Source organism: Mycobacterium sp. E787 (assembly GCF_001668725.1).
GTDB lineage: Bacteria > Actinomycetota > Actinomycetes > Mycobacteriales > Mycobacteriaceae > Mycobacterium.
The window spans coordinates 1-21283 of the sequence record NZ_LZKL01000101.1; the positions used below are offsets into that span (position 1 = coordinate 1).

The 21283-nt window shown below is 68.9% G+C and carries 23 protein-coding genes and 1 pseudogene; 10 read left to right on the forward strand and 14 right to left on the reverse strand.

Annotated features, from left to right (window positions below; all coding sequences use genetic code 11):
- Positions 1 to 220: 220 nt before the first annotated feature.
- A complete protein-coding gene (locus A5705_RS20350; RefSeq protein ID WP_067878193.1) occupies positions 221 to 574 on the reverse strand; it encodes a VOC family protein in 354 nt (117 codons plus the stop codon).
- Between the two features lie 38 nt (positions 575 to 612).
- On the opposite strand from A5705_RS20350, the gene A5705_RS20355 reads away from it, so the two are divergent.
- The gene (locus A5705_RS20355; RefSeq protein ID WP_067878190.1) at positions 613 to 879 is read left to right on the forward strand and encodes a YdeI/OmpD-associated family protein; all 267 of its coding nucleotides are present in this window, start codon (positions 613 to 615) and stop codon (positions 877 to 879) included.
- Between the two features lie 9 nt (positions 880 to 888).
- Here the strand turns inward: A5705_RS20355 and A5705_RS20360 are convergent, their stop codons facing one another.
- From A5705_RS20360 to A5705_RS20370, 3 genes are all read right to left on the reverse strand, one after another.
- On the reverse strand, positions 889 to 1218 hold the full coding sequence (locus tag A5705_RS20360) for a GNAT family N-acetyltransferase (RefSeq protein WP_067878188.1): 330 nt from the start codon (positions 1216 to 1218) through the stop codon (positions 889 to 891).
- 114 nt (positions 1219 to 1332) lie between these two features.
- The gene (locus tag A5705_RS20365) at positions 1333 to 2715 is read right to left on the reverse strand and encodes an acyl-CoA dehydrogenase family protein (RefSeq protein ID WP_067878185.1); all 1383 of its coding nucleotides are present in this window, start codon (positions 2713 to 2715) and stop codon (positions 1333 to 1335) included.
- A 94-nt stretch (positions 2716 to 2809) separates the two neighbouring features.
- Positions 2810 to 3226, reverse strand: coding sequence for a WhiB family transcriptional regulator (locus A5705_RS20370; RefSeq protein WP_067878182.1), 417 nt, complete (start codon positions 3224 to 3226; stop codon positions 2810 to 2812).
- A gap of 144 nt (positions 3227 to 3370) precedes the next feature.
- On the opposite strand from A5705_RS20370, the gene A5705_RS20375 reads away from it, so the two are divergent.
- The 6 genes from A5705_RS20375 (at position 3371) to A5705_RS20400 (ending at position 7485) form a co-directional block, all read left to right on the forward strand.
- Positions 3371 to 4156: a helix-turn-helix domain-containing protein gene (locus tag A5705_RS20375; protein ID WP_068279562.1), complete on the forward strand. Its 786-nt coding sequence runs from the start codon at positions 3371 to 3373 to the stop codon at positions 4154 to 4156.
- On the forward strand, positions 4153 to 4962 hold the full coding sequence (locus A5705_RS20380; RefSeq protein WP_068279563.1) for a C40 family peptidase: 810 nt from the start codon (positions 4153 to 4155) through the stop codon (positions 4960 to 4962). The genes A5705_RS20375 and A5705_RS20380 overlap by 4 nt, the downstream gene beginning before the upstream one ends.
- 11 nt (positions 4963 to 4973) lie before the next feature.
- A complete protein-coding gene (locus tag A5705_RS20385) occupies positions 4974 to 5336 on the forward strand; it encodes a DUF4226 domain-containing protein (RefSeq protein WP_068279632.1) in 363 nt (120 codons plus the stop codon).
- A gap of 103 nt (positions 5337 to 5439) precedes the next feature.
- Positions 5440 to 6816, forward strand: a complete 1377-nt coding sequence (locus tag A5705_RS20390; RefSeq protein ID WP_067878173.1) for a DUF4226 domain-containing protein — start codon at positions 5440 to 5442, stop codon at positions 6814 to 6816.
- Between the two features lie 52 nt (positions 6817 to 6868).
- On the forward strand, positions 6869 to 7186 hold the full coding sequence (locus A5705_RS20395; protein ID WP_067878170.1) for an ESX-1 secretion-associated protein: 318 nt from the start codon (positions 6869 to 6871) through the stop codon (positions 7184 to 7186).
- Complete coding sequence (locus A5705_RS20400) at positions 7183 to 7485, forward strand: DUF2694 family protein (protein WP_067878167.1); 303 nt, start codon at positions 7183 to 7185, stop codon at positions 7483 to 7485. The genes A5705_RS20395 and A5705_RS20400 overlap by 4 nt, the downstream gene beginning before the upstream one ends.
- Here A5705_RS20400 and A5705_RS28235 read toward each other — a convergent pair.
- On the reverse strand, positions 7482 to 7625 hold the full coding sequence (locus A5705_RS28235) for a hypothetical protein (RefSeq protein ID WP_197516952.1): 144 nt from the start codon (positions 7623 to 7625) through the stop codon (positions 7482 to 7484). The genes A5705_RS20400 and A5705_RS28235 overlap by 4 nt on opposite strands.
- Before the next feature lie 82 nt (positions 7626 to 7707).
- Here A5705_RS28235 and A5705_RS20405 point away from each other — a divergent pair, with 82 nt between their 5' ends.
- A complete protein-coding gene (locus tag A5705_RS20405; protein WP_067878165.1) occupies positions 7708 to 8988 on the forward strand; it encodes a DUF5631 domain-containing protein in 1281 nt (426 codons plus the stop codon).
- A gap of 4 nt (positions 8989 to 8992) precedes the next feature.
- Here the strand turns inward: A5705_RS20405 and A5705_RS20410 are convergent, their stop codons facing one another.
- Positions 8993 to 9748: a TIGR03084 family metal-binding protein gene (locus A5705_RS20410; RefSeq protein WP_156763173.1), complete on the reverse strand. Its 756-nt coding sequence runs from the start codon at positions 9746 to 9748 to the stop codon at positions 8993 to 8995.
- A 27-nt stretch (positions 9749 to 9775) separates the two neighbouring features.
- Complete coding sequence (locus A5705_RS20415; protein ID WP_068279567.1) at positions 9776 to 11017, reverse strand: MFS transporter; 1242 nt, start codon at positions 11015 to 11017, stop codon at positions 9776 to 9778.
- 200 nt (positions 11018 to 11217) lie between these two features.
- Between A5705_RS20415 and A5705_RS20420 the strand changes: the two genes are divergently transcribed.
- Complete coding sequence (locus A5705_RS20420; protein WP_156738352.1) at positions 11218 to 11820, forward strand: YqgE/AlgH family protein; 603 nt, start codon at positions 11218 to 11220, stop codon at positions 11818 to 11820.
- A gap of 4 nt (positions 11821 to 11824) precedes the next feature.
- Here the strand turns inward: A5705_RS20420 and A5705_RS27440 are convergent.
- The 3 genes and pseudogenes from A5705_RS27440 to A5705_RS20440 form a co-directional block, all read right to left on the reverse strand.
- Positions 11825 to 12781 (reverse strand): annotated as a pseudogene (locus A5705_RS27440) (bile acid:sodium symporter family protein); the annotation flags it as partial.
- A 46-nt stretch (positions 12782 to 12827) separates the two neighbouring features.
- Positions 12828 to 13169, reverse strand: a complete 342-nt coding sequence (locus A5705_RS20435) for a hypothetical protein (protein ID WP_067878146.1) — start codon at positions 13167 to 13169, stop codon at positions 12828 to 12830.
- A 68-nt stretch (positions 13170 to 13237) separates the two neighbouring features.
- Positions 13238 to 14323, reverse strand: a complete 1086-nt coding sequence (locus A5705_RS20440; RefSeq protein ID WP_068279593.1) for an LpqN/LpqT family lipoprotein — start codon at positions 14321 to 14323, stop codon at positions 13238 to 13240.
- A 178-nt stretch (positions 14324 to 14501) separates the two neighbouring features.
- On the opposite strand from A5705_RS20440, the gene leuS reads away from it, so the two are divergent.
- Positions 14502 to 17414: a leucine--tRNA ligase gene (gene leuS / locus A5705_RS20445; RefSeq protein WP_068279597.1), complete on the forward strand. Its 2913-nt coding sequence runs from the start codon at positions 14502 to 14504 to the stop codon at positions 17412 to 17414.
- 13 nt (positions 17415 to 17427) lie between these two features.
- Here leuS and A5705_RS20450 read toward each other — a convergent pair whose 3' ends face one another.
- From A5705_RS20450 to A5705_RS20465, 4 genes are all read right to left on the reverse strand, one after another.
- Complete coding sequence (locus A5705_RS20450) at positions 17428 to 18099, reverse strand: SDR family oxidoreductase (protein WP_068279600.1); 672 nt, start codon at positions 18097 to 18099, stop codon at positions 17428 to 17430.
- Positions 18100 to 18146: 47 nt separating this feature from the next.
- Positions 18147 to 18644: a MarR family winged helix-turn-helix transcriptional regulator gene (locus A5705_RS20455; RefSeq protein WP_067878133.1), complete on the reverse strand. Its 498-nt coding sequence runs from the start codon at positions 18642 to 18644 to the stop codon at positions 18147 to 18149.
- A 65-nt stretch (positions 18645 to 18709) separates the two neighbouring features.
- Positions 18710 to 19444: an amino acid ABC transporter ATP-binding protein gene (locus A5705_RS20460; RefSeq protein ID WP_369829615.1), complete on the reverse strand. Its 735-nt coding sequence runs from the start codon at positions 19442 to 19444 to the stop codon at positions 18710 to 18712.
- An 11-nt stretch (positions 19445 to 19455) separates the two neighbouring features.
- Positions 19456 to 21261 (reverse strand): ABC transporter substrate-binding protein/permease, encoded by a 1806-nt coding sequence (locus A5705_RS20465; protein WP_067878199.1) that lies wholly within the window; start codon positions 21259 to 21261, stop codon positions 19456 to 19458.
- Positions 21262 to 21283: the final 22 nt, after the last annotated feature.

Here is a 21283-nt window from a genome sequence, read left to right on the forward strand (position 1 = left end):
GAGGACACCTCGCGATAACTGGGCTGTCCTCTATGTCGGGAGACATCTGTCCTCTATGTCAATGAACCACAGACCCCTTCGCCCACTGTTGTGATCGAGTCGGGATGCGCGGCCGCTCGGCCGCCGCGTCCGCCTCGGAGGAGGATTACGCCTTCACCACGCGGTCGGTGGGAGCGCTATCGCGTGCGATACCGGATTTGAAAACCGCCCGACGAGGACCTCACCGAGCCAGCGGGCTGTAGAAGACCAAGCCGTTGCCCTTGTTGTCGTACACCACGGCGCGTCGTTCGTGAGCGTCGTCGTACGGGCCCTTCACGATGCCGCCGCCGCTCTCCTCCACGGCCTTCGCGGCGGCGTCGACGTCGGTGGTTTTGATGCCGACGACGACCTGCCCGGGAATGGGATGGTCCACCGCCGTCGCCAGGGCGAGGGTGACCGCCCCGCCGTCTAGGGCGGCGAAGTGGGCCCCATCGCGGAACTTCAACGGCATGCCGAGGGTCTCGCTGTAGAAGCGGATCGACCCGTCCAGGTCGTCGGTCGACAAGACAATCATCCGCACTTCATGCTCGCTCAATGCCGCCTCCTCTGGCTCGATCGCCTTACCCTAGCCCGGTGAGCAGCAACCGAGTGCCCGGCGGCGTGGTACACAGATTGCCCGCCGACCTGCGCGCGGCCCTGACCGCCAACTCCACCGCGCTGGCCGCCTGGCAGGACATCACGCCGCTCGCGCGCAACGAGTTCATCTGCTGGGTGGAGGACGCCAAGCAAGACGCCACCCGAAAGCGGCGCATTCGCCGCACCCAGGAGGAATTGGAGGAAGGCAAGCGCCGGCCCTGCTGCTGGCCCGGGTGCAAGCACCGCGAGCGCACCGGTAAGTGAGCGAGCCGGTCAGGACTGCAGCCACCGGTGCACGTCGGCGGTGACGGGGTCGGTGATGTCATCGAACTCGGGGTGCTTCTTGAGCACCGTGACCACCATCGAGCACACCGGGACGACCCGCTTGCCGTCGTCGCGGGCGGCGGTGAGGGCCTGCTCGATGAGGATCGTCGCCAGACCGCGTCCGCCGTACTCGCGGTCGATCTCGGTGTGGTAGAACACGCGCTGGTCGCCTCGATCGGCGAAGTCGGCGAGGCCGACGGTCTTGCCGTCGACGGCAATGGTGTAGCGACCCTCCTCCGCGGTGATGGTGGTGGGGGCGCCGGTCCTGTCGGCGGTCATCGGTGCTCCTTCCGGTGTGAGATCTCGGCGCCGGCGGCCTCCGACGCGCGAGCGATTTCGGCCGGCGCGGTCTCGAGGTTGCTCACCTGCTCGACGCTACGCCTCGTGGGGCCCTCACCTGCCCGGCGGCCGCAGCACCTTCATCGCCAACCGCATGACCGGGTCGGGGACGCGATCCTGCATCGACAGCGCCGCCTCGGCGGCGCGCGATCGCAGCGGGGTCCCGCGACCGAAGATCCGGTTCAGCGGGCCACCGGTCGGCTCGATCACCACATGCAGCGGCGGGGTTCCCACCGTGGCGCCCAGCGCGTTGGAGATGACCATGCGCTGAATCTCGCTGGTGCCCTCGAAGATGGTGTACAGCTTGGCGTCCCGATACCACTTCTCCACCGGATGGTCGGTGATGTAACCCCAGCCGCCCATCGTCTGGATGGCCCGTTCGGTGGCTTTGACGGCGACCTCGCTGGCGGCAAGCTTCGACATCGAGCCCTCGCCGCGATCGAAGGGGACGTTGTTCGCCGCCATCCAGGAGGCCCGCCAGGTCAACAGCCGGGCGGCGTCGATCTCGGTGGCCAGTTCCGCCAACGGAAACGCGATGCCCTGGTTGTCGATGATCGGGCCGCCGAAGGCCTCCCGCTCCGTGGCGTACCACGTCGCGTACTCCAATGCGGCGCGCGCGATCCCGATCGCCTGGGCCGCGACCATCGGACGGGTCTGCTCGAAGGTGCCCAATGTCGCCGAGCCGGACCGCTTTCCGCCGGCCACCACCTCGCGTGCCTTCGCTAGCTTGTGTTCCAGCTTCTCTTCTCCGCCAAGCAAATTGGCCGCCGGAACGCGCACCCCTTCGAACAGCAACTCGGCGGTGTGGGACGCGCGGCAACCCAGCTTGTCGAGTTTTCGAACCAGTTTGAGCCCCGGCGTGCCGCCGGGCACCACGAACAGCGCCTGACCGCGATGCCCCAGTTCCTCATCCACGACCGCGTTGACCACATGCACGTTGGCGATGCCGCCGTTGCCGATCCACATCTTGTGGCCGTCGATGATCCAGTCGTCACCGTCGCGGCGCGCGCGGGTGCGCAGATTCCGAACGTCGCTGCCGCCCTCGGGCTCGGAGATCGCCAGGGCGGCCAGCTTGACATCCCCTGGGGTGCCGAAGCATTCGGGCGCCCACTCGAGCATCTGCTCCGGCGAGGCGGCCTGACCGATCGCCGACAGCGCCAGTGCGGGCATAACGATCGCCAATCCGATTCCGGCACAACCCCAAAAGAGCTCTTCCATGAACATCGGTAGCGAAATGCCGGTCGGGTCGCCGATCAGGTCGCGATAGAACAGCGGACTGTAAAAGCCGCGCTGGGCGGCCTCCTCCAGCACCGGCCAGGGAAACTCCTGGCGCTGGTCGTAGTGGAGCGCCACGGGGCGGATCACTTCTTCGGCGAACTCGTGGGTGCGCCGGGCGAGGTCGTGTTGTGCCGCCGTCGGTGTCAGGTCGAACGTCATGGGTGTGCCTCTGGGTCGACGGACTCGGTCCTGCCAAGCCCGTCTACCCCGCCGGCCGGGCCAGCAAACGGCGGTCGGGGAAGGTGACGGGAGGTCAGGCGGCCGAACGGGGCCCGACTTGTGCGACCGGCAGGTGCACCACCACCGCGGCGACGGGAATCGCGTCATGCTCGTGACGCGCCAACAGCGCCGCGTTCTCGGGCAGCTGTCGCGAATTGATCTCGCCCGCGGCGATTCGGCGCAGTACGTCGTGGGCGCGGGCGAGTTGTTCGCGCTTGCGGTACTGGCCACCGGGAAGCTTGACGCCGGCCCAGACGCCGTACTCCTCGCGGTGCGCGATCGCGTGCTGGGCGCACCGGCGCTGCTGTGCCAGCGGGCAGCGGCGCAGGCACTGGATCCGCGCCTCGGTGGCGGACCGCTCGTAGGCGCGCGCCTTGGCGGCGCCGTCACCACCGTCGTCGTCGGGGTAGCCGAACCACAGTTCCGGGTTGGCTGCGCAGGGGTGTCCCATGTCGGTCTCCTTGTCCAGCGGTAAAACGTAGACGAAAGCGTATACACATTGCCCCGGGCGACGCAAGAGAAACGAGATATAAACGTATATCCGAGGCCTCGTCGCGGGTCCTGTGTAATATCCGGCCCATGGCCGGAGCGTGCGGTGAGCCGTGAATCGGCCGGCGCGGCCATCCGCGCATTGCGCGAGTCACGCGACTGGTCCCTGGCCGAGCTGGCGGCCGCGACGGGCGTCAGCATCATGGGCCTGAGCTTCCTCGAGCGCGGTGCCCGTAAGCCGCATAAAAGCACAGTTCAAAAGGTCGAGAATGGGTTGGGCCTGCCGCCGGGCACCTATTCTCGGCTGCTGGTAGCCGCCGACCCGGATGCGGAGCTGGCCCGGCTGATGGCCGCGCAACCGGTAGAGACGCGGTCGGCGCGGCCCGCCGGAACCGTGGTGGTCGACCGCCACAGCGACACGGAAGTGCTCGAAGGCTACGCCGAAGCGCAACTCGATGCCCTCAAATCCGTCATCGATCGGCTGCCGGCGACGACATCAAACGAATATGAGACGTATATTCTGTCTGTGATCGCTCAATGCGTGAAGGCGGAGATGCTGGCCGCCAGCTCCTGGCGGGTGGCCGTCAACGCCGGCGCGGACTCGACGGGCCGGCTCATGGAGCATTTGCGGGCGCTCGAGGAGACGCGCGCCGCGCTGCTGAAGCGGATGCCCACCAGCTTGAGCGCGCGTTTCGATCGCGCGTGCGCGGAGTCGTCTCTGCCGGAGACGGTCATCGCGGCGCTCGTCGGCGTCGGCACCGACGAAATGTGGGACATCCGCAACCGGGGGGTCATCCCCCCGGGGGCGCTCCCCCGCGTCCGCGCCTTCGCCGAGGCGGTCGAGTCGCGGGGCCCGGCCAGCGCACACGGCGGCGACGAGGAGGCGCGGTGACCGCCAGTGAAATCGAGGTGCTGAGTCGCGCTCATCGACTCTTTGCCGGCAGCACGACGCCGCCGGCGCTGGAGGCGGGCACCGGGTCGCTGCAACGCGAAAGCGGTCCGAACAGCTCTGTCGTACACGGTTTTTACCGGCTCGCGGCGGGCCGCGCCGAGCAGCGCCTGCGATCGGCGGCGGGTACGGACGCGCAAGCGGCCGGCGTCATCGCCGGCGCCATCCGGGATCGCGCCGAGGCCCGGGAGCTGACCCGATCGGTCGTCGACCAGGCCCGCACCGAGAAGACCGCGGCTCCCCCGACGCCGATGGCTCAGCGCGAGGCGATGCGGCGTCGCGTGGCGAGGCTACGCGCACAGCGCTCGCACGTCTTGTCGGCCCGCCTCAAGGCGCGGCGACACGCCACGGCGCTGCAAGCGCTGCGATACCGGCTGACACACCAACACCTTTCCAAACTGCCGGCGCCGAACGGCCGGGCCGCGGTCGCGGTGCGCGCGGCACTGTCGCGACTCGGACGCCCCTACGTGTGGGGTGCGACGGGACCCGACCAGTTCGACTGTTCCGGGTTGGTCCAGTGGTCCTACGCGCGGGCGGGCGTCCACCTGGGACGCACCACCTATCAGCAGATCAACGACGGGATGCCGGTGCCCCGTTCGCTCGTCCGGCCCGGCGACCTCGTGTTTCCCCATGCCGGGCACGTCCAGATGGCGATAGGCAACAACCTGGTGGTCGAAGCGCCCTACCCCGGTGCTTCGGTGCGAATCAGCCGGCTGGGAAGCAACATTGCGATCCGGCGGCCGCTATGAGCAACGAATCCATGCCGGAACAGGCCGCGGCGTCGCTCGATGCCATGCAGGCGCGGCAGTCAGCGCTGGCCGGCCGGCACGGAGCCGCCTCCGATGCCGACCGCGTGCTGGCGGAGGTGCTCGCCGGCGCCCACGCCGCAACCCGCGAGAGCGTCAGGCGGCTCGACGCGATCGCCGAGGAGATCGACGGCGCCGCCGCGGCCCGCGCGGACCTGGCCGTCGACACTCCCATGGGGGCGCGCGAACTGCGCAGATTTCTCGTGGACAAGCAACGCGAGATCGCCCGGGTGGTGGCCGATGCCCGCGAACTCGGACGCGCGAAAAGGGCTGTGCTGGAAGGGCTGCGCGCCCAGTACGCCCTCCCCCCGGGCTAGCCACCACCGATGCCGGCTCGTTGGTTCACAGGCGCGCGGGGGTGAATTGTCGCCAACAACGTGCCTGGGTACTGTCGCCCGGCATGGAGGGGTCGCGACACCGATGTCGACGTACGACGAGCTGATCAAGACGATCACTTCCGTCCGGGACAGCACCGGCGATCCGAACGCGTGGCAGGCGGGTCTGGCGCCGGATGAGGTGGCCGCGGTGGTCACGCCCACCACCAGGCCCGAGCAACTCGATGCGATCGTGCGCAAGATCCGCCAACGCTATGCGCCCCTCTTCGGGGCCGCCCCGGCGGGCGCACCCGAGCCCGGTCGAGGGCAGGGCGAGGCCGCCGAAGCCATGGCGGACGCCGAAGCGGCTCTGGCGCACCAGAATTCGGCGAGCTCTCAGCTCGACATGCAAGTGATCACTGCGATCTTGAACGCGCACCTCAAGGCCGTCGAGGGTAGCGAAGCGCTGACCAGGTTACAGCGCGAGACCGAGACCGCGGTCCTGACCCGCTCCGATCTCGACACCCCGGCCGGAGCCCGCGATTTCCAACGGTTCCTCATCGGCAAGCTCAAGGACATCCGCGCGGTCGTTCTGAACGCGAGCCTGGACGACACGTCGAAATCCGCGCTGATGGCCGCCTGGACGTCCCTGTACGACGCGTCCAAGGACGGCCCCGCCGAGCGTCCGCCCGAGGCCGCCGTTCCGGTTGCCGCATCCGGCGACCGCACCACCCAGTCCCCGGTCGACGATCCCGCACTCGAGCCGCTGCCGGATTCGATGTGGGCCGACGACTCCGGCGCGCCCGCCGGAGATCTCCCGGGATCCGCCCCGGCGGCCAGCGCCCCGGCGATGCCCACAGCGCCCGCTCTGCCTGCGGTGCCATCAATTCCCGGTTTCGGCGGGGCGCCGATCCCGGGCCTCGGGGGGTCGGGCGGACTCCCGTTGCCCGGCCTGCAGGACCTCGCGCGGGAGAGCTCGTTCGGTCCCCATGACCAGCAGCCCGGGGACGGCCCCGAAGAACCTGTCGGCGACGACGACAACGCCCACGCCGAGGACGTGACGGATCACTCCGAACCGCCACCGGCGGGCCCGACGGTGGTGACGCTGCCCGACGGCGATACGGTGACGGCCGCCAGCCCACAGCTGGCCGCGGCGATCCAAGCCGCCATCGGCGGCGCTTCGATCCCAGATGCGTTCCATCAACAGGGAATTACCATCCCCCCGCCGGGCACGGCGGTCACCAACCCCATCGACCCGCTCCAAGCGGCGCCCGGCGACATCGGCATCCTCACCGACCGGCACGCGCTTGCTCTCGGGCACGAAAAGGCCCTCCTCGACGGCCAGATTCAGCGCATCGCCACCGTGAGCGGGCCGAACTTTCTAGGCTGGGAGCATCCACCGGCGGCGGCCGCACCCGCCAACCCGCCGGCAGACCCGCACCCGCCGACACCCACTGGGCCGGCGGCCACGTCGACCGCGTGACAATAGTGATGCCGCCGGCCTGGCCGGCGGCGCAGCGAGTAGGAGAGAGCAGATGGCAGATCCAATCCGTGTGGTGCCCGCGCACTTACGTGAAGCCGCTGCGCATCACCAGGAGACCGCCGATTACCTGCGCACCGTTCCCGCATCGCACGCGGCGATCCAGGAAAGCCTGGACTCGCTCGGCCCCATCTTCAGCGAACTGCGCGACGCCGGCCGTGAACTACTCGAGCTGCGACGCCAGTGCTACGAACGGCAAGCCGACGAGCATGCCGACATGGCGGACAAACTGAGCGCGTCGGCGGCGATGTGGGAAGAGCACGAGCAAGACGCGGCGCGAAATTTCGGCGGCATCACCGACGGGGGTCGGTGACGGACGCCAATCCCGCCTTCGACACCGTCCATCCGAGTGGGCACATCCTCGTCCGCTCCTGCCGCGGCGGGTACATGCACAGCGTCGCGCTGAGCGAAGAGGCGATGGCAACCGACGCCGAAACCCTCGCGCAGGGAATCCTGTTGACCGCCGACGTGTCGTGCCTGAAGGCGTTACTCGAAGTGCGCAACGAGATCGTGGCGGCGGGTCACACCCCGTCGACGGAGGTCCCGACCCCGCACGACCTCGATACTGCGATCGAAAAGCTGCTCGCGCACAAGCTGCGACGACGTCCCTAAAGCAGCCACGTCTTGGCGCTGTCGGGATCGGGTGCGATGTCCGTGGGCGGCTCGACGGGATTGGGGCCGAACAACTCTCGCGCGCGAGCCAGCAGGGCGCGCACCTCGTCGAGTTGCTGCTGCAGCGCAGAATCAGCCATGTCCACACGCTACCCAGGGCGTCGCAGCTGCACAATTCACCGGCTGAATAGACGACCCGACCGATGCCGGTAGGCTTAGCCAGTGGCGATCTTCGGTCGGATAACGGCGCGCCAGCGCCTCCGGAGAGCTACCCGGGAATCGCTGGCGATTCCGGCCTTCAGCTCTCCGGTGGACTGCACCCCCTGGGTGACGGGTGGGCTTTGGCCTGCCGAATTGTCCACGCCCACTGCCGAAACAGCCAGCCTCGCAGAATATTTGAGGGACGACCTGCAACGGATCAGCAGAAGCGCGAACGACGAACTCAGAAAGATCCGGCTGGCGGAAATTCCCGAATTCATCCGGCGGGAAGAAGAAGCCAGGGTGATCGACGAGGCCCGGGCGCGCGCCGTGCGGCGGGTCGAGTCGGCGGTTCGTCACGTGCACGCGGTGAAGGCCCAGCCGCGCACCGAAAGCCGAGGCCCGGAGCGGCTCGACAGTCTCGACGGCGCCGATCTGAAGACGCAAGTCATCCCCGCCATCACGGACGCGGAAGCCCCGGACGCCGTCCCCGAGCCGGAGCAGGTCATCGCGCGGGAGATCGATGAACCACCGGCAGCCGGCCCGGTGCCCGACGAAGTGGCCACCGCCCAGGACGAGCCCGAACCGGCCGAGCGCCGGCACCGGGAGTCCGGTGAGGTCACCGGCCCGCCACCGCCCGGGCCCGTCGAGCAAATCCCGGACACCGCGCGGACGATCGAATCCGACGACGAACGGTTGCAGCGCCTGCTTGCGTTCATGGTCCATCAAGAGCCGCGGCTGAATTGGGCGATCGGCGATCGGGCCGACGGCGCGACGGTATTGGTCACCGACCTCGCCCATGGCTGGATACCGCCGGGCATCGCGCTTCCGGCGGGGGTGCGGTTGCTGGCACCCGGGCGGCGCAGCGGCAGGGTCTCGGCCCTGCTCGGCGAGTCCCGCCGCACCCGCAGCTACGCCCCCGGTGACGCGCTGGGCTGGCTGGATGACTTCTCCGACACGAAGTCCTCAGGGCAGCCGCGCGAGCTGCCCGCGCTGGACGACCTCGGCTGGGAGTTGAGCCAGGCCACCCACTGGCGCGACGGATTGCCGCGCATGGTGCACACGTTGGCCAGGGCAGCTGCCGCCGGAACCGGGGTCGCGGAAGAAGAGATCGACCTGCTCCGAGTGCATCTCGACACCGCGCGCTACCAGCTTTTGACCCAGTACCCGAACATCGATGCGGCGCTCTTGCTCAACTGCCTGCTGCTGGCGGCCACCGAAGGCGAAGTGACCGGGGATCTGGTGTCGGCGAACTACCACCTCGCCTGGTTTCGCGAGCTCAGCGCGCCGAAGGACGGCGTTTAGGACTTCACCGGCCGGAGCCGGGGGGCCCCGCGAAGGCTTGCGCGATCTCGAGCCACCGCTGGGCGTCGGCACCGTGCGCGGTGATGTCGAGGACGCCCAGGGGGCGTCGCTGGGTCACCAGGAAACAGAAGTCCTCGGCGGAACCCGTGACGCGCTGACCGGCGTCCGCCGGGCCCCAGGACCAGGTGTCGCCGCCGGGTCCCCGCAGCTCGACGAGGAAGGGGTCGGTCGGCGGAGCCAGGTTGTTGATGACGAACGCGTAGTCGCGGGTGCGCACCCCGATGTGCGCGATCGACCGCAGCCGCTCGGTGGCGGGCCGCTTGACGCCGAGGGCGTCGGCGACGTCAAGCCCGTGCGCCCACGTCTCCATCAACCGGGCCGTCGCCATCGATGCCGCGCTCATCGGCGGCCCGAACCACGGCAGCTTGCGGCCGTCGGGCACGCTGAGCAGCGCCTCGTGCAGCCGCGTGCGGGTGGCCCGCCAGTCGGCGAGCAGTTCGGCCGGTGCCACGGCCGCCAGTTCCTCGGCCCCCGCGTCGACGAATCCGGTCGGATCTTTCTGAGCGTCCTTCAGCACCTCGGCGAATTCCGCCTCGTCGGTGACGGCGGTGAGCGCGACCCGATCGGTCCACAGCAGGTGTCCGATCTGGTGTGCGATGGTCCAGCCCGGCGCGGGCGTCGGATCCGCCCAGCGGTCGGCGGGCAGCGGCGCCACCAGCGCGTCGAGGTCGTCGCTTTCGGCGCGCAGGTCGGCCACCATCGGCTCGGCAGCGGTCACGTATGCACCTTAGCGAGAACCGGCCGGCTGGCCGCGGCGGCCGATGACGCCGTGCATCGCCAGACCGATCAGGTACAGCACCGACCCGAAGAGCACAAACGCCGGCGCGCGGCCGTCGTCCGGGATCAACAGCGCCGACACGGTGATCGCGACGATGAACGCCACCCAGAACAGCGCGTCCTGCACCGCGAACACGTGTCCACGCAGAGCGTCGTCGACGTCCATCTGCATGGCGGAGTCGGCGCACAGCTTGACCACCTGACCGGCCACGCCGAGGCAGAAGCCACACGCCACCATCACCGGCAGGCGCAGCAGCGCGCCGGGGAGCTGGATGATCGCGGCCGTGACGAGCGCGCCGTTGGCTGTCGCGTAGCGCCCCCAGCGGCGGATCGCCCACGGCGTCAACACGTTGGCCAGAAATGCCCCCAGGCCGGAGGCGGCGAAGAACACCAACGCGACACCCAGTCCCCCGGTCGCCGGGCCGGGCAGGTGGTGGACCAGCAGCAGCATCACCAGGGAGTTGATCCCGACCACCATCCGATGCGAGGCCAGGCCCGACAAGGTCGCCGCGACCGTCGGGCTCTGCACCACCGTGCGCGCGCCGTGCATCCAGCCGGTGACCACCGCGTAGACGGCCGATCCGTGGATCGCGCGCTTCGTGTCGTCGGGGCCCAGCACGTGGGAGCCGAACCGCAACGACAACAGCAACGCGATCGACACGGGAATGGCCGTGATGAAGATGATCACCGAGGCGCCCTCGTCGCCGGCGCCCGCGAAGAAGCGCGGCACGAGCATGAAGTTGGCGCCGAGGAAGGCCGCGACGGCCCCCGACGCGGTGGCCACCGAGTTCATCGTCACCACCTGATCGCGCGGCACCACATGGGGCAGGGACGCCGAGAGTCCGGACGCGACGAACCGGGCCAGGCCGTTGGCGAACAGCGCCGCGATCAGCAGCGGCATGTCGCCGGCGCGCATGGCCAGGATGGTGCCGATGCCCGCGATGAGAATCAGCCGGCCCGTCGTGGCGCCGACGAGCACGAGCCGTCGATCCCAGCGGTCCATCAGCGCGCCGGCGAACGGTCCCAACAGCGAGTACGGCAGGAACAGCACGGTGAACGCGCGCGCGATGGCCATGGGGTCCGCGGCGCGGTCCGGGTTGAACAGCAGCGCGCCGGCGAGCCCCGCCTGGAACAGGCCGTCGCCGAACTGACTTGCCATGCGCACCTGCAGCAGTCGCCAGAAATCCGGCATGCCGCGCACCGACCGCCACAGGGCCGCGGGTGCGCGTGAGTGCGTCCGGGGTTGAGTCACAAATCCGACTTCCAGGATTGGCGTTGGCGGGAGCGCCGCGGTGCCCAGAGTACAAAGCGGCGGCACCCACCCTACAAATATTGTTGGCCGGCCACGCTCGATTGCCCCGGGCGGCGATGCGAAGGTGCGATGATGGTGGGATGCCGCCCGAAGACCCCGAGGACTATGTCGCACCCGCCGCGCAGCGGGTTCGCGCGGGCACTCTCCTGCTTGCCAACACCGATCTCCTCGAGCCCACGTTTCGGCGCAGCGTGATCTACATCGTCGAGCACAACGACGGCGGCACACTGGGTGTCGTGCTCAACCGGTCCAGCGAGACCGCGGTGTACAACGTGTTGCCGCAGTGGGCCAAACTGTCGGCGAAGCCGAAGACGATGTTCATCGGTGGGCCGGTCAAGCGTGACGCGGCGCTGTGTCTCGCGGCGTTGCGGATCGGCGCCGATCCGCAAGGCGTGCCGGGCCTGCGGCATGTGGACGGCCGGATCGTGATGGTCGACCTGGACGCCGAGCCCGACCTCATCGCCCCGCTGGTGGAGGGGGTGCGGATCTTCGCCGGTTACTCCGGTTGGACCATCGGCCAGCTCGAGGGTGAGATCGAGCGCGACGACTGGATTGTGTTGTCGGCGTTGCCATCCGACGTTCTGGTGGGGCCGAGGTCCGACCTGTGGGGTCAGGTGCTGCGTCGCCAGCCGCTGCCGCTTCCGTTGCTGGCGACCCACCCGATCGATGTGAGCCGAAACTAGGGCCACTCCCCCGCGCGAGCCTGCTGGCGATCACCGCGCAGACCACCAACTGGATCTGGTGAAAGATCATCAGCGGCAACATCGTCAAACCGACCGTGGCCGGCGGGAACAGCACGAGCGCCATCGGAAGTCCTGACGCCAGGCTCTTTTTCGACCCGCAGAACAGCAGGACGATCGCGTCGCCGCGGTCGAGCCGGGCCAGCCGTGCGATGACGCTGGTGAGGGCGAGCACCACCGCGAGCAGCGCTGCGGCGACGACGGTCACCGAGGCCAGGCGCCACCCACCGACGCTGCCCCAGATTCCCTTGACCACGCCCATCGCGAATGCGGTGTACACCACCAGCAGGATGGACCCGCGGTCAACGACTTTCAGCAGTGCCGCATACCGGGCCACCGCCCCGCCCAGCCATGGCCGCGCCAGCTGACCCGCCGCGAACGGCAGCAACAGCTGCAGCACGATGTCGCGGATCGCGGCGGCGTCCACCCGGGGCGCGCCGCCGGTCGTCATCAACAGCACCACGAGCAGCGGGGTCAGCGCCACACCGAGGATGTTCGACAACGACGCGCTGACGATGGCGGCCGACACATGGCCCCGCGCGATCGACGTGAACGCGATGGACGACTGCACCGTCGACGGGACGAGGCACAGGAACAGCAGGCCGTTGTAGAGGTCGTTGGTCAGCACCGCCGGCACCAACGCTCGGGCGGCCAGGCCGAGCAACGGAAAGATCAGGAATGTCGTGGCCAGCACGAGCGCATGCAGCCGCCATTGGCGCACCCCGTGCCAGGCCTGCTGGGGCGACAACCGGGTGCCGTACAGGAAGAACAACAGCGCGATCGCCGCTTTCGCCGCGGCGGACACGACATCGGCGGCCCGGCCATGGGCGGGCAGAACGGCGGCGAGGGCGACCGTCGCCGCCAGCGCCAGCAGAAAGGAATCGACGGGCAGCCGTTTCAACACGGACGGCCCGAGCGGGATCGGTTGGTGGCGGGTCGCCACCGTCGAATCAGTGGCAGGACTGCGTGCACACGGCGCAGCTGCCGGCGCAGCCGGGTGCGGCCGCCTCTCGGCGCAGTGCGAAGCGGGCGGTCTGCCACGACCCGGTGACCAGCGTCCCGAGGGCGCCCGCGACGCAGACGATCAGCACGAGCAGAGCGGTCCCCGGGGAGGCGGCCAGGGCCACCGCACCGCCGGCGGCCAACATCACGGCGGCCGCCAACTGGGGCGGGGCCATGGCCCGCAGCGCCAGTTGGGTGCCATCGGCGGTCTGATTGCGAACGAGCGACCAGACACCGAACCCGGCGGACGCCACCGCCGCACACATGCACACCCACCCCGCGATCAACATGGCCTTACAATACGAGCCGGACGGCGGACCCGCGCGCCCGGCTCGCGAAGCCTTCGTTTGGTGGCTGATCAACGCCCTTGCAGGAACGAGAAGTTCGGCAACGGCGGCAGCCCGGGCACCATGGTCAGCAGGTTGGGCGCCGGCCGGGAGCCGGCCGCCGGGTAGGGCTGGACGGGCTGAGCGGGAAGCCCGGCCGGCGCTGCTGCCGCCGGCTGCGCGGGAACGCCCACCGGTGCCGCCGCCGTCTGCGGGGGAAGTCCGACCGGGGCCGCCGGCTGGGCCGCGATCCCGACCGGGGACGCGCCCGGGCCTTGGGCCGGGGCGGGGGAAGCGGTTCCCGGCGCGGTCACGCGGAAGCCGTTGACGATCGCGTCGGTGGCCGGCGCGTCCGCGACCGCCACCGCGCGGTCGGTGGTCACCGACAGCGACACCAGGTACTTGTCGTGTCCGGATGTCGCGATGACGTGGCGCCGCGACGTGTTGAGCAGCATGTCGCCGTCACGGTAGGTGCCCTCGATCACCGACGACGGGAAGCCGCCGAAGTCAGCGATCGAGGCGTTCGTGGTCTGCCACGCGAGCAGCTGCTGGCTGTCGACGAAGCCGTGGGTGATGGCTTCCTTCGGATCGAAGTTGCCGACCAGCTTGTACACCACTACCTGCGCGTTCGACGAGTAAATGCTGGCCCCGTGCCGGTCGGCGATCACCGCGAACGCGTCGGGCACGTTGGGGTCGGGCACCTGGGTCCAGCGAGGGGGAACCGGCAGCGTGATGTCGAGCGCCTTGAAGCCCTGGGGCTTTTGCGCCTCGAGCTTGACGCCCTTCGACTGCAGGTAGTCACGCAGCGTGCCCGACACGGCGGGGGGCTGCGCGGGAGCGACCGGCGCGACCGCGGCGGGTGCGGGCGCCACGGGCACCGCCGGCGCGGCGGCGGCGTTCGGCGGCGCGTAGGGATTGGCGGCCGGGGGAGTGGCGAGCAACCTGTTGCCGGGCGCCGCCACGGCGTTCTGCGGCGCGGGCGCGACGGCGGGCGCGGGCGGCGGCACGGGAACCACGGGGTCGGCGGATGCGGTGGCGCCCGCGAACGCGGTGACACCGATCGCGCCGGCGGCCAGACCCCCTGCGACTACCCGCAACGAACGGGCGATCTGAATCATCTGCGTGATCCTTCCAACGGCTGGGCCCCACGTGGTCAGAGGCCGACTGTAACCAGAGGTCAAACGCGGTGAACAGGGCCGAAACCGACCTGGGATGAAGCTCTGATCGGTGCGCAACTGAACCGAGATCAACCTGTGGCCCGCCGGGGTCGCCGGGGCCGCCTTATACCCTGTTCAGGTGACCGAATCCCCGACCGCCGCGCCCCGGAGCGCATCGGGTGCCGCCGCGGCGGACTCCGATGCGCCGCCGCATCGCTACACCGCGGCGCTGGCCGGCCGGATCGAACGAGCGTGGCAGGAGAACTGGGCGAGGCTCGGGACGTTCAACGTGGCCAATCCGGTCGGTGATCTGGCGCCGCCCGATGGAACCCGGGTGCCCGACGACAAGTTGTTCGTGCAGGACATGTTCCCCTACCCGTCGGGCGACGGACTGCACGTCGGCCACCCACTGGGATACATCGCCACCGACGTCTACGCCAGGTATTTCCGGATGACCGGCCATAATGTCTTGCACGCCTTGGGTTTTGACTCCTTCGGGCTGCCCGCCGAGCAGTACGCGGTGCAGACCGGCACGCACCCGCGCACCAGGACCGAGGCCAACATCGTCAACTTCAAGCGCCAGCTGGGCCGGCTCGGCCTGGCCCACGACAGCCGGCGCAGCTTCTCCACCACCGACGTCGAGTTCTACAAATGGACCCAGTGGATCTTCCTGCAGATCTACAACGCCTGGTTCGACACCGCGGCCAACAGGGCGCGTCCGATCGCCGAGCTGATCGCCGAGTTCGATTCCGGTGCGCGTCGTCTCGACGACGGGCGGGACTGGGCCGGGCTGTCGGCGGGGGAGCGGGCGGACGTGATCGACGGCCACCGGCTGGTCTATCGGGCCGACTCGATGGTGAATTGGTGCCCCGGGCTGGGCACCGTGCTGGCCAACGAGGAGGTCACCAGCGACGGCCGCAGCGACCGCGGCAACTTCCCGGTATTCCGCAAACGGCTGCGCCAATGGATGATGCGCATCACCGCCTACGCCGACCGGCTGCTCGACGACCTCGATGTGCTGGATTGGCCGGATCAGGTAAAGACCATGCAGCGCAACTGGATTGGTCGCTCGACCGGTGCGCAGGCGCTGTTCTCGGCAAGCACGAGCGACGGCGACGCGGTCGACATCGAGGTGTTCACCACCCGGCCCGACACGCTGTTCGGGGCGACGTACCTGGTGCTGGCCCCCGAGCACGACCTGGTCGACGAACTGGCCGCCGCCGCCTGGCCCGACGGCACCGACCTCCGCTGGACGTACGGTGCCGCCACGCCGGCCGAGGCCGTCGCCGCCTACCGCCGCGCGATCGCCGCGAAGTCAGACCTCGAACGCCAGGAGAGCAGGGAGAAGACGGGCGTCTTCCTGGGCAGCTACGCCACCAATCCCGCCAACGGAAAACCGGTGCCCATCTTCATCGCCGACTACGTGCTGGCGGGTTACGGCACCGGGGCGATCATGGCCGTCCCGGGGCATGACCAGCGGGACTGGGACTTCGCCCACGCGCTGGGCCTGCCGATCGTGGAAGTCATTGCCGGCGGGGACATCACGCAGGCCGCGCACGCGGGGGACGGTGTCCTGGTCAACTCCGGCTACCTCGACGGCATGGACGTGGCGGCCGCCAAGCAAGCGATCACCGAACGGCTGCACGCCGAGGGACGCGGACGGGCGCGTATCGAATTCAAGCTTCGCGACTGGCTTTTCGCCAGGCAGAGGTATTGGGGGGAGCCGTTCCCGATCGTCTACGACGCCGACGGACGCCCGCACCCGCTCGACGAGGCCGCGCTGCCCGTCCAACTGCCCGACGTCCGGGACTACTCGCCGGTGCTTTTCGATCCCGACGACGCCGACAGCGAGCCGTCGCCTCCCCTGGCGAAGGCGACGGAGTGGGTGCATGTCGAATTGGATCTGGGCGATGGCCTGCGGCCCTACACCCGCGACACCAACGTGATGCCGCAGTGGGCCGGCAGTTCGTGGTACGAACTGCGCTACACCGATCCGCACAACTCGGAGCGGTTCTGCGCCAAGGAAAACGAGGCCTATTGGATGGGCCCGAGACCGGCCGAGCACGGCCCGCAGGATCCCGGCGGGGTCGACCTGTACGTCGGCGGTGCCGAACACGCGGTACTGCACCTGCTGTACGCGAGATTTTGGCACAAGGTGCTCTACGACCTGGGCCACGTCAGTTCGCGCGAGCCGTATCGCCGGCTCATCAACCAGGGCTACATTCAGGCATTCGCCTACACCGACGCGCGCGGCTCCTATGTGCCGGCGGACGACGTGAGCGAACGCGACGGCAGGTTCTACTACCCGGGTCCGGACGGCGAAGTCGAAGTTTCCCAGGAGTTCGGCAAAATCGGTAAGAGCCTTAAGAATTCGATCTCTCCGGACGAGATCTGCGACGAGTACGGCGCGGACACGCTGCGGGTGTACGAGATGTCGATGGGTCCGCTGGAGGCGTCCCGCCCGTGGGCCACCAAGGACGTCGTCGGGGCGCACCGCTTCCTGCAGCGGGTGTGGCGGTTGGTCATCGACGAGCAGACCGGCGAAACACGGGTGACCGATGACGCGGGCGGCGAGGCGCTGGACGCCGACACGCTGCGCGCGCTGCATCGCACCATCGCCGGGGTCTCCGAAGACTATGCGGCACTGCGTAACAACACCGCCGCGGCCAAGCTGATCGAGTACACCAATCACCTCACCAAAGAGCACCGCGGGGCGGTTCCGCGCGCGGCGGCCGAGCCACTGGTGCTGATGCTGGCGCCGCTGGCCCCGCACCTGGCCGAAGAGCTGTGGTCGCGGCTGGGCCACACCGCACCGCTGGCGCACGGGCCGTTCCCACAGGCCGACCCCGCTTACCTCGTCGAGGAGACCGTCGAATATCCGGTGCAGGTCAACGGCAAGGTGCGTGGCCGAGTGGTGGTGGCCGCAAACGCCGATGACGACACGCTGAAGGCCGCCGCCATGGCCGACGAGAAGGTTCAGGCGTTCCTGGCCGGCGCCATTCCGCGCAAGGTGATCGTGGTCCCGGGCCGGCTGGTCAACCTGGTTCTCTAGCCGCGCAGGCGGATCATCGCCGGCCGGGCCGGAGCACGACTTCGTGGACGTGACCGTCGCGCGGTGTGGCCAGGGCATTGGCGACCGCCGCGGCGACGGTCTCGGGCCTGAGGAATTTGGCCGCGTCGTACTCGCCGCCCTCGAACGCGACGAGTTCGCGTTGCATATCGGTGTCGGTACGGCCGGGGTAGATAGTGGTCACGCGCAGCTCCGGCTCGTCCTCGCGCAACGAGTCCGCGAAGGCCCGGACCGCGAACTTGCTCGCCGAATAGGAGGCCATGCCCGGTGAAACGGTGCGCCCCGCACCGGAGTTGAGGAACACCACCTGGCCGCGGGCGCTGCGCAGCGCGGGCAACAGCGCGAGCGTAAGCGCCACGGCCCCAAAGACATTCACCGCGAACGTGGCGCGCCACTCCTCGACGTTGGATTCGGCGACGTGACCGGGAATGGATAGCCCCGCGTTGTGCACCAACACGTCCAGTTCGTCGACGATCTCGCAGCTGGCGTCGATCTCGTCGGTGTCGGTGAGGTCCAGTGGAAAAGTGGTGGCGCCGAGGCGTTCTGCCACGGCGTCGAGCCGATCGGAGGGCCTACCGGCCAAGAGCAGGGTGTACGTTTGCGAGAGCGCTGTGGCGATGGCGGAACCGATACCGCCGCTCGCGCCGGTGATGAGTGCGGTGGGCATGACCTGAGTCTACGGAAGCCACCAATCGCTTTGCAGAGCAGCGTCTTTCACGCCTGCTTGCGCGCCGGGTGTTCTCCGGCGGGGCCGGGTTCGCCGGCGGCCAGGCGTTGCAGGGGCGCCAGCGCCTTCATCAGGGTGTTCAGGTCCGCCTCGGGCAGCTGACCGAGCATCGCGGCCAGCGCGGCGTGCCGGTTGGCCAGCGACTCGGCGTGAACGGCCCGTCCGCGAGGCGTGATGTCGACCAGCACCGCTCGCAAGTCGGACGGGTCGCGGGAGCGTTTCACCAGCCCGATCTTCTCCAGCCGGCGGATCGCCACCGTCGTGGTCGGTGTCCGCACCCGCTCGTGTGCCGCCAGGTCGGTCATCCGGATGGGCCCCTGATCGAGCAGGGTGACCAGAATCGACAGCTGCGCCAACGTGAGGTCGCCGGCTACGACGCCGCTGGGGTCCCCGCGGCGCAATATCGAAAACAATTTGGACAGCGCGCGGTGCAAACCTTCCGCAAGCTCCTTCACCTCGGGAGCTGTGGATTCGCTGTCCGCCATAAGTCGGGAGTCTAACCCGATATGTGTGCCGGACAAGGGAGCTATCGCTTACTAGTCGGAAACCGTCACAGCACTTGGGATAGGAACCGCTGGAGCCGCTCCGTTTTAGCGGCTTCGAATATTTGCTCGGGAGGTCCGGATTCCACGACTTTGCCGCGATCCATAAAAACGACAGTGTCGGATGCCGACCGCGCGAAACCCATTTCGTGCGTCACGACCACCATCGTCATGCCGTCGGCGCCGAGGTCTTCGATCAGTTGCAGTACTCCCTTGACCATTTCGGGATCCAGCGCCGAGGTCGCCTCGTCGAAGAACATCACCTGCGGGGCCATCGCCAGCGCGCGGGCGATCGCGACCCGCTGCTGCTGGCCGCCGGACAGCGTGCCGGGGCGGGAATCGGCCTTGTGCTTCAGGCCAACTCGGTCCAGCTGTGCCAGCGCCAACTCGCGGGCCTCGTCCGCGGGAAGGCGCCGCAACTTCGACGGCGCCAACACGACGTTTTTCAGCACGCTCAGGTGCGGAAACAGATTGAAGTGCTGGAACACCATGCCGATGCGCTGGCGGAGCTGATTGGGATCGTCGCGCATCACCGACCTGCCGTCCAGCAGGATGTCCCCGCTGTCCGGTTCATGCAGCCGGTTCAGGGTGCGCAGCAACGTCGACTTGCCCGAGCCGGATGGCCCGATGATGGCCACCGTGCTACCCGCGGGGGCCTCGATGTCCACGCCGCGCAGCACCAGATTTCCGCCGAGAGTCTGGTGAATGTCTTTGGCCACCAACGATACCGACGCGTGCCTCAAGGCGCCGGCGGTCACGTGATCTCCTGGCCGAACTTCGTCGTCAGCATGCCGGCGTGGTCGTCCGGCTCCGCGACGACACGGCCGCGGCGAAGCCAGCCGTCGATGTAGTTCACCAGATGGGTCAGCGGGATGGTCAGGATCAGGTAGAACAGACCGGCGGCCACCAACGGCGACAAGCTGCCCGTCTGCGCGTTGAGGTCCCGGCCCACCTGGAAAAGCTCCCGCTGCTTGGCGACCAGTCCGAGGAAGTACACGAGCGCGGAGGCCTTGAGCAATCCGATGGCCTGGTTGACGAGCGCCGGCAGCACCCGCCGTATTCCCTGGGGCACCACCACCAGACGCATCGCCTCCGGGTAGCTGAATCCGAGCGCGCGGGCGGCCTCGAGTTGGCCGGGGTCGACGCTCTGGATGCCCGAGCGCAGGATCTCGCCGATGTAGGCAGCGGCCATCAGTCCCAGCGCCGCAATGCCCAGCGGGTAGGGATTCTTGTTGGTCAGCCCGCCCACCAAGGGCCCGACGCCCATCCCGATGATGAGGATGATCACCACTTCGGGCAGGCCGCGGAAGATGTCGGTGTACACGCGCGCCGGCCAGCGCAACCAGCGTGACCGTGACATTCCCGCGATGGCCAGCACCATCCCGAGCGCCAGGCCGATGACCAGGGCGCTGTTCGTCAGGATCAACGTGTTGGGCAACCCGACGGTCAACAGCGCGGGGATGGCCTGCCGATACAGATCCCAATCGAAGAAGGACTCGCGCAACTGGGCCAGCGTCGACATGGGGGCACCCGGGCCCGCCGACTCGCGGTGGTGGCTCGCGGCGATCGCGGCGAAGTCCGGGAGGTGCGGAGCCGGCGCGGCTTGCGACCCGGGTTTCCAGCCGGGTGGCAGGGGCCGAGGCACCCATTGGCAGTACAGGTTCGCCCAGGTGCCATCCGCGATGACGGCGTCCAGTCCCGAATTCAGCGCGTCGATCAGCGGCTGGTTGTCCTTGGCGACCGCGTAGGCCACGAAATTGCCTGGGCTGAAGGTGTTCGCGACCACGACTGCCGGGTCGCCGGGCCGTATGACGGTCGACGCGAGCGTCCCGGGTGCCACCCACGCGTCGATCTGGCGGGTCTTGAGGCTGGCGTACAGGGTCGCGAAGCCCGGATACTTCACCGGTTGCAGATGCAGCGTGTCGACGACGTAGGACTCCTCGACGGTGCCCTGCACGACGCCGATGCGCTGACCGGCGGCGAGGTCACTGAATTTGTGGATCGCCGAGCCGGGTGGCACCACCAGCGAGTAGAAGCCGAAGTCGTAGCCGTTGGTGAACGAAACCGTGCGGCGTCGCGCCTCGGTGGCCTTCACCGCTGCCGATCCGACATCAAAGCGTCGCGACGCCACCTGGGCGAGCAGCGCGGAGAAATCCGTGCTGACAAAGCGGACCTGCAGACCAAGTTTGCCGGCGACGGCGCGCATCAGCTGGTTGTCGAAGCCGCTGAATTCACCCGTGGGGTTGATGCAGATGTTCGGTGGGGCGTCGGACAGGGTGCCCACCGTCAGCACCCCCGGCGTCCCGAGGCTCAGTGCGCCGGCGTTGACCGAGTCGAGCGGCTCGACGGAGGCGGTGGTGTCCCGATCTTCGTGGCCCGCACCGGGGGTTTCGGTCAGATCCTTCGGCAATGCCCGCGCACTGTCCACGCCGCCGGGCGCGCATTGATTCCAGTCGGCGGCCGCGGGGGCAGCCAGTGTCAGGCCGCTGACCATCAACGTCGTCGTGGCCAGTGCGAAGAGCTTTCGGCGCTTGGTACGCCGGTCCAGGCGCGAACTCATCACCGCTACCGTATCGGCACAC

What these genes read in the sequence shown, in the direction of transcription:
- A5705_RS20360 (WP_067878188.1), bottom strand. Translation starts at nt 1,218, where the DNA reads ATGACCGCCGACAGGACCGGCGCCCCCACCACCATCACCGCGGAGGAG.
- A5705_RS20365 (WP_067878185.1), bottom strand. Translation starts at nt 2,715, where the DNA reads ATGACGTTCGACCTGACACCGACGGCGGCACAACACGACCTCGCCCGG.
- A5705_RS20370 (WP_067878182.1), bottom strand. Translation starts at nt 3,226, where the DNA reads ATGGGACACCCCTGCGCAGCCAACCCGGAACTGTGGTTCGGCTACCCC.
- A5705_RS20385 (WP_068279632.1), top strand. Translation starts at nt 4,974, where the DNA reads ATGCCGGAACAGGCCGCGGCGTCGCTCGATGCCATGCAGGCGCGGCAG.
- A5705_RS20390 (WP_067878173.1), top strand. Translation starts at nt 5,440, where the DNA reads ATGTCGACGTACGACGAGCTGATCAAGACGATCACTTCCGTCCGGGAC.
- A5705_RS20395 (WP_067878170.1), top strand. Translation starts at nt 6,869, where the DNA reads ATGGCAGATCCAATCCGTGTGGTGCCCGCGCACTTACGTGAAGCCGCT.
- A5705_RS28235 (WP_197516952.1), bottom strand. Translation starts at nt 7,625, where the DNA reads ATGGCTGATTCTGCGCTGCAGCAGCAACTCGACGAGGTGCGCGCCCTG.
- A5705_RS20410 (WP_156763173.1), bottom strand. Translation starts at nt 9,748, where the DNA reads ATGGTGGCCGACCTGCGCGCCGAAAGCGACGACCTCGACGCGCTGGTG.
- A5705_RS20415 (WP_068279567.1), bottom strand. Translation starts at nt 11,017, where the DNA reads ATGCCGGATTTCTGGCGACTGCTGCAGGTGCGCATGGCAAGTCAGTTC.
- A5705_RS20420 (WP_156738352.1), top strand. Translation starts at nt 11,218, where the DNA reads ATGCCGCCCGAAGACCCCGAGGACTATGTCGCACCCGCCGCGCAGCGG.
- A5705_RS20435 (WP_067878146.1), bottom strand. Translation starts at nt 13,169, where the DNA reads ATGTTGATCGCGGGGTGGGTGTGCATGTGTGCGGCGGTGGCGTCCGCC.
- A5705_RS20440 (WP_068279593.1), bottom strand. Translation starts at nt 14,323, where the DNA reads ATGATTCAGATCGCCCGTTCGTTGCGGGTAGTCGCAGGGGGTCTGGCC.
- A5705_RS20450 (WP_068279600.1), bottom strand. Translation starts at nt 18,099, where the DNA reads ATGCCCACCGCACTCATCACCGGCGCGAGCGGCGGTATCGGTTCCGCC.
- A5705_RS20455 (WP_067878133.1), bottom strand. Translation starts at nt 18,644, where the DNA reads ATGGCGGACAGCGAATCCACAGCTCCCGAGGTGAAGGAGCTTGCGGAA.
- A5705_RS20465 (WP_067878199.1), bottom strand. Translation starts at nt 21,261, where the DNA reads ATGAGTTCGCGCCTGGACCGGCGTACCAAGCGCCGAAAGCTCTTCGCA.